This is a genomic window from Salipiger sp. HF18 (assembly GCF_011806505.1).
GTDB lineage: Bacteria > Pseudomonadota > Alphaproteobacteria > Rhodobacterales > Rhodobacteraceae > Salipiger > Salipiger thiooxidans.
Genome location: NZ_JAATOS010000180.1, coordinates 1 through 7,800 on the forward strand (window position 1 = coordinate 1; position 7,800 = coordinate 7,800).

The 7,800-nt window shown below is 67.7% G+C and carries 8 protein-coding genes and 1 pseudogene; 1 reads left to right on the forward strand and 8 read right to left on the reverse strand.

Going from position 1 to position 7,800, the window contains the following annotated elements; all coding sequences use genetic code 11:
* The 4 genes from HC022_RS14865 to HC022_RS14880 form a co-directional block, all read right to left on the reverse strand.
* Positions 1–1,184: TRAP transporter large permease (locus HC022_RS14865; protein ID WP_167452968.1), on the reverse strand; the 1,184-nt coding region annotated here is incomplete at its 3' end.
* Entirely contained in the window at positions 1,181–1,687 is a 507-nt protein-coding gene (locus tag HC022_RS14870; protein WP_167452969.1) for a TRAP transporter small permease, read from the reverse strand. The genes HC022_RS14870 and HC022_RS14865, both read right to left, overlap by 4 nt.
* Positions 1,687–2,727, reverse strand: a complete 1,041-nt coding sequence (locus HC022_RS14875; RefSeq protein ID WP_167452970.1) for a TRAP transporter substrate-binding protein — start codon at positions 2,725–2,727, stop codon at positions 1,687–1,689. Before HC022_RS14875 ends, HC022_RS14870 begins: the two co-directional genes overlap by 1 nt.
* A gap of 148 nt (positions 2,728–2,875) precedes the next feature.
* A complete protein-coding gene (locus HC022_RS14880; RefSeq protein ID WP_167452971.1) occupies positions 2,876–3,016 on the reverse strand; it encodes a hypothetical protein in 141 nt (46 codons plus the stop codon).
* A gap of 11 nt (positions 3,017–3,027) precedes the next feature.
* Here HC022_RS14880 and HC022_RS29850 point away from each other — a divergent pair.
* Positions 3,028–3,291: pseudogene (locus HC022_RS29850) on the forward strand (helix-turn-helix domain-containing protein); the annotation flags it as partial.
* 57 nt (positions 3,292–3,348) lie between these two features.
* Here HC022_RS29850 and HC022_RS14890 read toward each other — a convergent pair.
* The 4 genes from HC022_RS14890 to dctP all read right to left on the reverse strand — a co-directional run.
* Positions 3,349–5,238: a bifunctional sugar phosphate isomerase/epimerase/4-hydroxyphenylpyruvate dioxygenase family protein gene (locus tag HC022_RS14890; RefSeq protein WP_167452972.1), complete on the reverse strand. Its 1,890-nt coding sequence runs from the start codon at positions 5,236–5,238 to the stop codon at positions 3,349–3,351.
* 70 nt (positions 5,239–5,308) lie between these two features.
* Positions 5,309–6,583 carry a TRAP transporter large permease gene (locus tag HC022_RS14895; RefSeq protein ID WP_167452973.1) on the reverse strand — a complete coding sequence of 425 codons (1,275 nt, stop codon included), beginning with the start codon at positions 6,581–6,583 and terminating at the stop codon, positions 5,309–5,311.
* A gap of 3 nt (positions 6,584–6,586) precedes the next feature.
* Positions 6,587–7,123: a TRAP transporter small permease gene (locus tag HC022_RS14900; protein WP_167452974.1), complete on the reverse strand. Its 537-nt coding sequence runs from the start codon at positions 7,121–7,123 to the stop codon at positions 6,587–6,589.
* Positions 7,124–7,190: 67 nt separating this feature from the next.
* Positions 7,191–7,800 (reverse strand): TRAP transporter substrate-binding protein DctP (gene dctP / locus HC022_RS14905; RefSeq protein WP_167452975.1); only part of this gene is annotated, 610 nt, incomplete at its 5' end.

Sequence of the window (7,800 nt, forward strand, 5' to 3'; positions counted from 1 at the left end):
ATCAGCCCGAGTTCGACCACGATCAGCGCGAGGATGCCGAACCAGACCTGGAGGTCCTCGGTGCTCATGCCGTAGCCCGCGCCCTCGGCCCCCTGGTAGAGCCCGCCGTTGATCTCGAGCAGCATCGGCCAGAAGAACGGGATCACCAGCAGGATCATCGACAGGCTGTCCATCAGGCAGCCGAGCAGGATCAGCGCCACGAGGATCAGCACCATGACCATCATCGGCGCCATGCCGCTGTCGGCGATCCATGCCGCCGCCTGCTGCGGCAGGCCTATGCGGGACATGAAGATCTTCATCAGCTCGGCGCCGAGCAGGATCAGATAGATCATGCCGCTGGTGCGCGCCGTGGCCTTGAGTGCTGCGGCACTGGTCCGCAGGTCGAGCTTGCCCTTCAGCAGCCCGTAGAACCAGACGAGGAACACGCCCACCGCCGCTGCGGGCGTCGGGTTAAAGAAGCCCGCGTATATGCCGCCCAGCACGAGGCCGAAGATCACCATGACCGGCAGCAGGCCCAAGGTGGCCGAGACGAACTCGGCCCGGTCGGACGCGCCGCCCGGCGGGCCGGCCTCGGGGCGGACGGCGACGTAGATGGCAATGGTGACGATGAAAAGGATCACCGCGAGGATGCCCGGCAGCATGGCGGCGGCGAACATGGTGACGATGTTGGCCTCGACGATCACCGCGTAGACGATGAGCACCACCGAGGGCGGGATCAGGATGCCGAGCACGCCGCCCGCGGCCAGCGAGCCGGTGGCAAGCGCGCCCGAGTAGTTGTAGCGCTTGAGTTCGGGCAGGGCGACCTTGCCCATGGTCGAGGCGGTGGCAAGCGACGAGCCGCAGACCGCGCCGAAGCCCGCGCAACCGGCAATGGCGGCCATGGCGGTGCCGCCGCGCATCCAGCCGAGCCAAGCATTGGCGCCGCGGAACAGCGCCTGTGACAGGCCTGCCACGGTGGCGAGCTCTCCCATCAGGACGAACATCGGCACCACCGAGAGGTCATAGATCGAGAACTGCCCGTAGGCGAGGGTCTTGAGCTGCGACAGCAGCAGCGCGGGGCCGTTGAGCCAGGCGATGCCGATGCCGCCCACGAGGATCATGCCGTAGGCGATCGGGATGCGGATCGCGATCAGCACGACCAGCACGACGAGCGCGAGGATGCCGAGGGTGATGGGATCGCTCATGCGCGGGTCTCCCGCAGGGCCTCGAGGCAGGTGACGGCGGCAGCAGCGATGAGCAGCGCCAGCGAGATCAGGATCGGCACGAAGCCCCACCAGATCGGCACCTGCAGGATGGCGGTGGTGTAGTCGTATTCCTTCTGGTCGAGCATCCCCAGATACATGCGCCAGACGAGGATGGTGGCGAAGCCGAAGGCGATGAGCGCGGCCACCGCGCGCAGCACCGCCAGCACCGGTTTCGGCGCGCGGGCGGTGAAGATGTCGGCGGTCACGTTGGCATCGGTGAGCTGGCAATAGGGCAGGAAGGCAAAGACCGCGACGGCGACGCCGATCTCGGTCAGCTCGAAATCGCCGGGGAAGTGCTTCCAGAAGACGGCGCCCACCACCGAGACCACGTTGATCGCCACCACCGCCAGCAGCACGACCCCGCCCAGCAGCGCCCAGGCGGTGACGAGCCGTGCCACCGCAGCGGAGAGCCCGCTGCGGTGTGCCGTCTCGAAGGTGAACATCAGTTGCTCATCGCCGAGCTGTTCTCGTCGATCAGCTTGCGTGCCATCTCGACCATGGCGGCGCCGTCGACGCCCTTTGCGGTGACGTCCTCGATCCAGCGGTCGACCACCGGCTCGAGCGCCTCGGCAAAGGCCGCGGTCTCTTCCTCGGTGAGGGTCACGTGGGTGTTGCCCGCGTCGGTCGCCACCTTGATGCCGCGCTCGTCGATGTCGCGCCAGATCTTGCCGACCTCGGCCACCCAGTCACGCCCCGAGGCGTCGCGGAAGGCCTTCTGGATGTCCTCGGGCAGGCTGTCCCAGCGCGCCTTGTTCATCGACACCTGGAAGGTCGTCGTGCCGAACCGCACCTTGTCGTAGCCCTCGATCTGGTACTTGGTCTGGTCCTGGATCTTGAGCGCGGGGATGATCTCCCACGGGATCAGCGCGCCATCCACGACCTTCTTCGACAGCGCCTGCGGCAGGTCCGGCACCGGCATCGACACCGGCGAGGCGTCGAGCGCCTCGATTGCCCAGGCGCCGGTGCGGGTGGGGATGCGCAGCTTCATGCCCGCGACGTCGGCGGGGGTGTGGATCTCCTTGTCGACGGTGTGGAAGGCCTGGCCCGCGTGGACGTGCAGGAACATCGGCTCGACGCCCTTGTATTCGTCGGCGAGATACTCGTCATACATGTCGAACATCGCGAGGTTCGCCGCCGCCGGGTCGTTCTTGAAGACGAAGGGCAATTCGAAAACCTCGGTGCGGGGGAACAGGCCCGGCGTGTAGCCGTTCACCGTCCAGACGAGGTCCACCACCCCGTCACGCACCTGGTTGATGAGCTCGGGCGGGCGGCCGCCGAGGGTCATCGAGGGGTAGATCTCGATCTTCACCTTGCCGCCGGAATTCTCCTCCACCGCCTTGGCCCAGGGCTCGAGCATGTCGGTCTGGGCCGGGGCCTTGGCCCCCAGGAAATGGTGCAGCTTGAAGACGTGCTCCTGAGCCCAGGCGCCGCCGGCGGCAAGGGCGAGGGCGGCGGCAAGCGCCGCGGTCGTCAGTCGTTTCATGATGTGGTCTCCTCCCTTTCGTAATCCTCCGATCCGCACTCTGTCAGATCGGATAGTGCAGGTCACCATCCTGCGTGGTGATCCAGAGCAACTCGTTGAGCTCGGCGATCCCCCAGCGTCCGCCGGCGCTGACCGGGGCGACGCGGGATCATTCGGGAAAGGCCGTGGTGGCATCCACCGCGCGGATCGCGTCGGCCTTGCTGGCGGCGACAGCGCGGGTCGCGGTCTCGTCGGTCACCGGACGGGCGCGGCCCAACGTGGCCACGGGCGGCGGGGTGCAGGGCGTCACCTGGCTCGCGGATGGGGCACCTGCGTGACCGCTGGCAGGTGGCGGATTACGCCGAGGCGCTGGGGGTGACCCGGGACCGGCACGCGGGGGCGGTGTGCCGCGCCACCGGTCGCTCGCCGCAGGTCTGGCTGCACGAGGCGCTGCACCGTGAGGCGCGCGAACTGCTCGAGATTTCGGGGCTGCAGGTGGCACCGACGGCGTTCCGGCCCGGGGTCTCGGGCCCGGCCTGTTTCAGCCGCTTCTTCAAGCGCTTGGATGGCGTGCCGCCCAGCCGCTTCCGGCGCCGCGCAGCCAGCCCGCCACCTCCTGCGCAGCCTGGCCCTGAGCGCGGCTCAGGTCTCGGGGATGCCCTTGCCGAGGCCGAGCCGCTTCTGAGCGGCGATGCGGAAGGGCGCGTTGGGCCCGCCGAAGCCCTTGTAGCCCGGTCCGCGCTGGATGATCTCGAAGAACAGCCCGCCTGCGAAGGCGCGGGAATAGACCTGGAAAAACTCGGCTTCGCCCTCGCGGTCGTAGAGGATGTTGCCGGCCTTCAGCTTGTCCAGCAGCCCCTCGGGCATGTCGAAGCGGGCGGCGAGATCATCGTAGTAGTTGGCCGGGATCGGCAGCGGCGCAAAGCCCGCGGCCATGAGCGTCGTGACCGTCGCGAAGATGTCCTCGGTCGAGAGCGCGATGTGCTGCACCGAGGCGCCGAAGGTCGAGGCGAGGAAACGCCCGGCGAGCGTCCGGTGGGTCTCGGCGCCGTTGAGCGTGATCTTCAGCCGCCCGCCCGAGCTTTCGACCGCCTGGCTGCGCACCAGACCGTCCGGGTCGATCACGTCGACCATGGGTGTCTTCTCCATTCCGAAGAGCGTGGTGTAGAAGAGCGTCCAGCTCAGCATGTCCTCGTAGGACATGGTCTGCGCGATATGGTCCACATGGGTGATGCCCGCCTGAGCGGGGCGGGCGTCGCCGACCGGGGCGAATTCCACGTCCCATACGTCGCCCAGCCCCGAGTCCGCGTCGATGAAATGCAGCACTGATCCGCCCAGCCCGCGGATCGCGGGGATCGCCATCTCGCCCGGCCCCGTGGGCTGCGAGAAGGTGGGCGAGCCCAGCGCATTGGCGCGCAGCACCGTGTCCCGGGCCGAGCCTACCTGCAGGCCGATGTCGCAGACCGCGAGACCGCGGGTGTTCCAGACATGGGCGGCGTGGCCCTCCGTCTCGGAGTTGATCACCAGCCGCACGTCGCCCTGCTGCCAGAGCGAAACCTGCTTGTTGCGGTGCCGCGCGATGTTGGCGAAGCCCAGCGTCGACAGGAAGGCCGAAAGGCTCTCGACCTCGTCGCCCTGTGCGGTGAACTCGAGGAAGCTGATGTCCTGCGCCGCCACCCGCGGCGGGATCTGCGGCAGGTCGATGCTGGTCTCGGGCTCGGCCCGGCGGACGTCGTCCATCAGCGCCACCAGCGAGCGGTAACCGTCCTGCGCCGTGGCCTTGGCGTTGGATCCGCGGAACTGGTCGTTGAAAACCTCGAGGCTGATGGGCCCGGCGTAGCCCGCCGCCATCACCGCCTGCATGAAGCGGCGGATTTCGAGATCGCCCTCGCCGGGCATGTTGCGGAAGTGGCGGGACCAGTAGAGCAAGTCCATCTCGATGGCGGGCGCATCGGCGAGCTGCACGAAGAAGATCTTGTCGCCGGGAATGGCACGGATCGACTCCGGGTCGATCCTGCGGCCGAGCGTATGGAAGCTGTCGAGGATCAGCCCGACGCTTCCATGATCGGCGCGGCGCACGATCTCCCACGCGTCGCGGTGGTCGTTGATGTGGCGGCCCCAGGCCAGCGCCTCGTAACCGATGCGCAGGCCGCGGGCGCCGGCGATCTCGCCAAGCTCGGCCAGGTCGTCGGCGGCGCGCTGGATGCCGCCAAGCGCGCGCGGATGCACCGACGAGCAAATCAGGATGAGGTCGGTGCCCAGCTCCTGCATCACGTCGAACTTGCGCTTCGCCCGGTCGAAGGCCTTGGAACGCAGCGGCTCGGGCAGGCATTCGAAGTCGCGGAAGGGCTGGAACAGGGTGATGTTGAGCCCGTGGTCGCGGATCATTCGCCCGACCTCGCGCGCGCCGCCATCATGGGCGATGAAATCCTGCTCGAAGATCTCGACCCCGTCGAACCCGGCGGCGGCAATGGCTTCGAGCTTTTCGGGCAGGGCGCCAGAGATCGAGACGGTGGCGATCGAGGTCTTCATGGGCGGAGCTTCCGGATTGGGGATGGACTTGCAGAGGCGGGGCGCCCGCGCAGGGGCGCCCCGTAGAGGTTCAGTAGCCAAGGACCCGCGGCAGCCAGATCACCGTCTGGGGCACGAAGGTCAGGATGATCAGGACCAGCACCTCGACGAGGAAGAACGGCATGATCGAGCGGATGAGCCGGGCCATGCCGACCTGCGCGACCCCCTCGGCCACGAAGAGGCAGAGGCCGAGGGGCGGGGTGATGAGGCCAATCATCAGGTTGAAGATCACGAGGATGCCGAAATGCGTCGGGTCCACCCCCATGCTCACCGCGATCGGGTGCAGGATGGGCACCAGCACCAGCATCGCCGCGATGCCCTCGAGGAAGAGCCCGACGAAGAGGAACAGCAGGATGGTGGCGAGCAAGAAGGCGGTCTTGCTGTCGACATTGGCCAGCACCCAGTCGGTGAGCATGTTGGGGATGCGGTTGTAGGTCAACAGCCAGTTCGCCGCCGCCACTGCCGCGATGATGATCAGGATCACCGCGCTGTCGCGCATGGCGCTGGCGAAGAGGCCGGGCAGGGCGGTGAGCCTGATCTTGCGGTAGACGAAGAGCCCGAGGATCAGCGCATAGGCCACGGCGAAGCTCGCCGCCTCGGTGGGGGTGACGATGCCGAGCAGGATCGAGCCCACCACAAGCACCGGCATCAGAAGCGGCAGGATGCCCTGCAGCAGCGCCTCGGTGCTGGACGGCCCATCAAGGTCGGCGCTCTGGTCGCCGTGGTCGACCTTGACCGTCAGCATGACATAGGCCGAGAGGAAGACCGCGAGCAGGATGCCGGGGACGACGCCCGCGAGGAACAGCGCAGGCACCGAAACGCCGGACACAATGAGCGCATAGATGATGACCGGGATCGACGGCGGGATGATCGGGCCGATCACCGACGAGGCGGCGGTCAGCGCGGCGGCGAAGCTGCGGTCGTAGCCGTGCTTTTCCATCTCGGGGATGAACACCCGGCCGATGGCCGAGGTGTCGGCGACCGCCGAGCCCGAGAGGCCCGCGAAGATCACCGAGGCCCAGATGTTCACCAGCGCGAGCCCCGCGCGCATCCGGCCCACCAGCACGTTGGCGAAGGCGATGATGCGGCCGGTGATGCCGCTCTCGTTCATCAGCTCGCCCGCCAGTACGAAGAGCGGGATGGCCAGCAGCGGAAACGAGTTCAGCCCCTTGAAGATCTCGGTGGGCACGATGCGCAGCGTGTAGGGCGCCTCGCCCGTGGCCATGAAGTAGAGCAGCGCCGCGACGATGGCGATTGCGAGGGGAACGCCCGCCAGAAGACCGCCGATGAGGATGACGTAGACCATGGATCAGATCTCCTGCCGGGAGGACAGGGAGGACAGCCGCTGGACGAGGCGCAGGGCGGCGGCCACGGCCAGGATCGCCCCGCCGAAGGCCACGGCGTATTGCCAGGGGCCGACCTTTCCGAGCCACACCAGCCAGTCGAGGCCGGTGCTCGCGGCGAGCCCGTCGGCGGTGGCCTTGAGCCCCGAGCTGTCGACGTTGCCGCGGCGGGTGGCGAAGACGTGGCCCGCGTAGGCCAGCGCCGCGCCGGCCGCGATGGTGACCACGTCGGCAAGGCCGAAGAGCGCGTTGCGGACCCGCTCGGGCAGCATGTCGGGAATTACGGTGAAGCGGATGTGCTGGTCGTTGAGATAGGCCAGCGCCAGACCGAACATGACGCCGTAGATCGTCAGGTAGATCGGCAGCTCCTCACCCCATGCAACCGAGCGCCCGACCGTGTAGCGGCGCAGCGAGTTGACGAAGATGATGAGAAAGACAAGCGCCATGCTGAGGCCGGCTCCGAAGCCGAATACCCACTTGGCGGCACGGTTGATGCGATCCATCTGGACTCCTCCGCATTCTGAAGGCCGGGCCACGCGACGGGTGGCCCGGCCCGGCACTGCTCCGCGCTTACTGCGTGGCGTCGGTCACCGCCGCCTGCAGGCGGTCGATCCACTCGGCGTCATCCCCAAGCTCGCCGCGCAGATATTCGACCACCGCGGGCTGTGCCTTTTCGGCGAAGGCCGCGATCTCTTCGGAGGTCGGGGAATAGACCTCCATTCCCTCGGCCTGGACCTTGCCCACGCCCTCGGCGGTGTTCCACTGCTGGATCGCGCGGCCCATGGTGCCGGCGACGCGGGCGGCCTTGGCGACCACCTCCTGCTGGGCGGGCTCGAGCATGTCGTAGAACTCGTCCGAGATCAGGATGAAGTCGGCGGCATAGACGTGCCCGTCGAGGGTCATGTATTTCTGCAGCTTGTGCAGGCCGTTGTTGTAGATCACGCCGACCGGGTTCTCCTGCCCGTCGACCACGCCGGTGGAAAGCGCGTTCGGCAGCTCGGTCCACGCGATCGGGGTCGGCTCGCCGCCGAGGCCCTTGACCATCTCGACATAGAGCGGAATGGGCTGCACCCGGAACTTCAGGCCCGCCATGTCCTCGGGCTTGGTGATCGGGCGGGTGTTGTTGGTGAAGTTGCGGAAACCGGTCTCGCCGTAGGCCAGCGTGCGCAAGCCGGTCTGC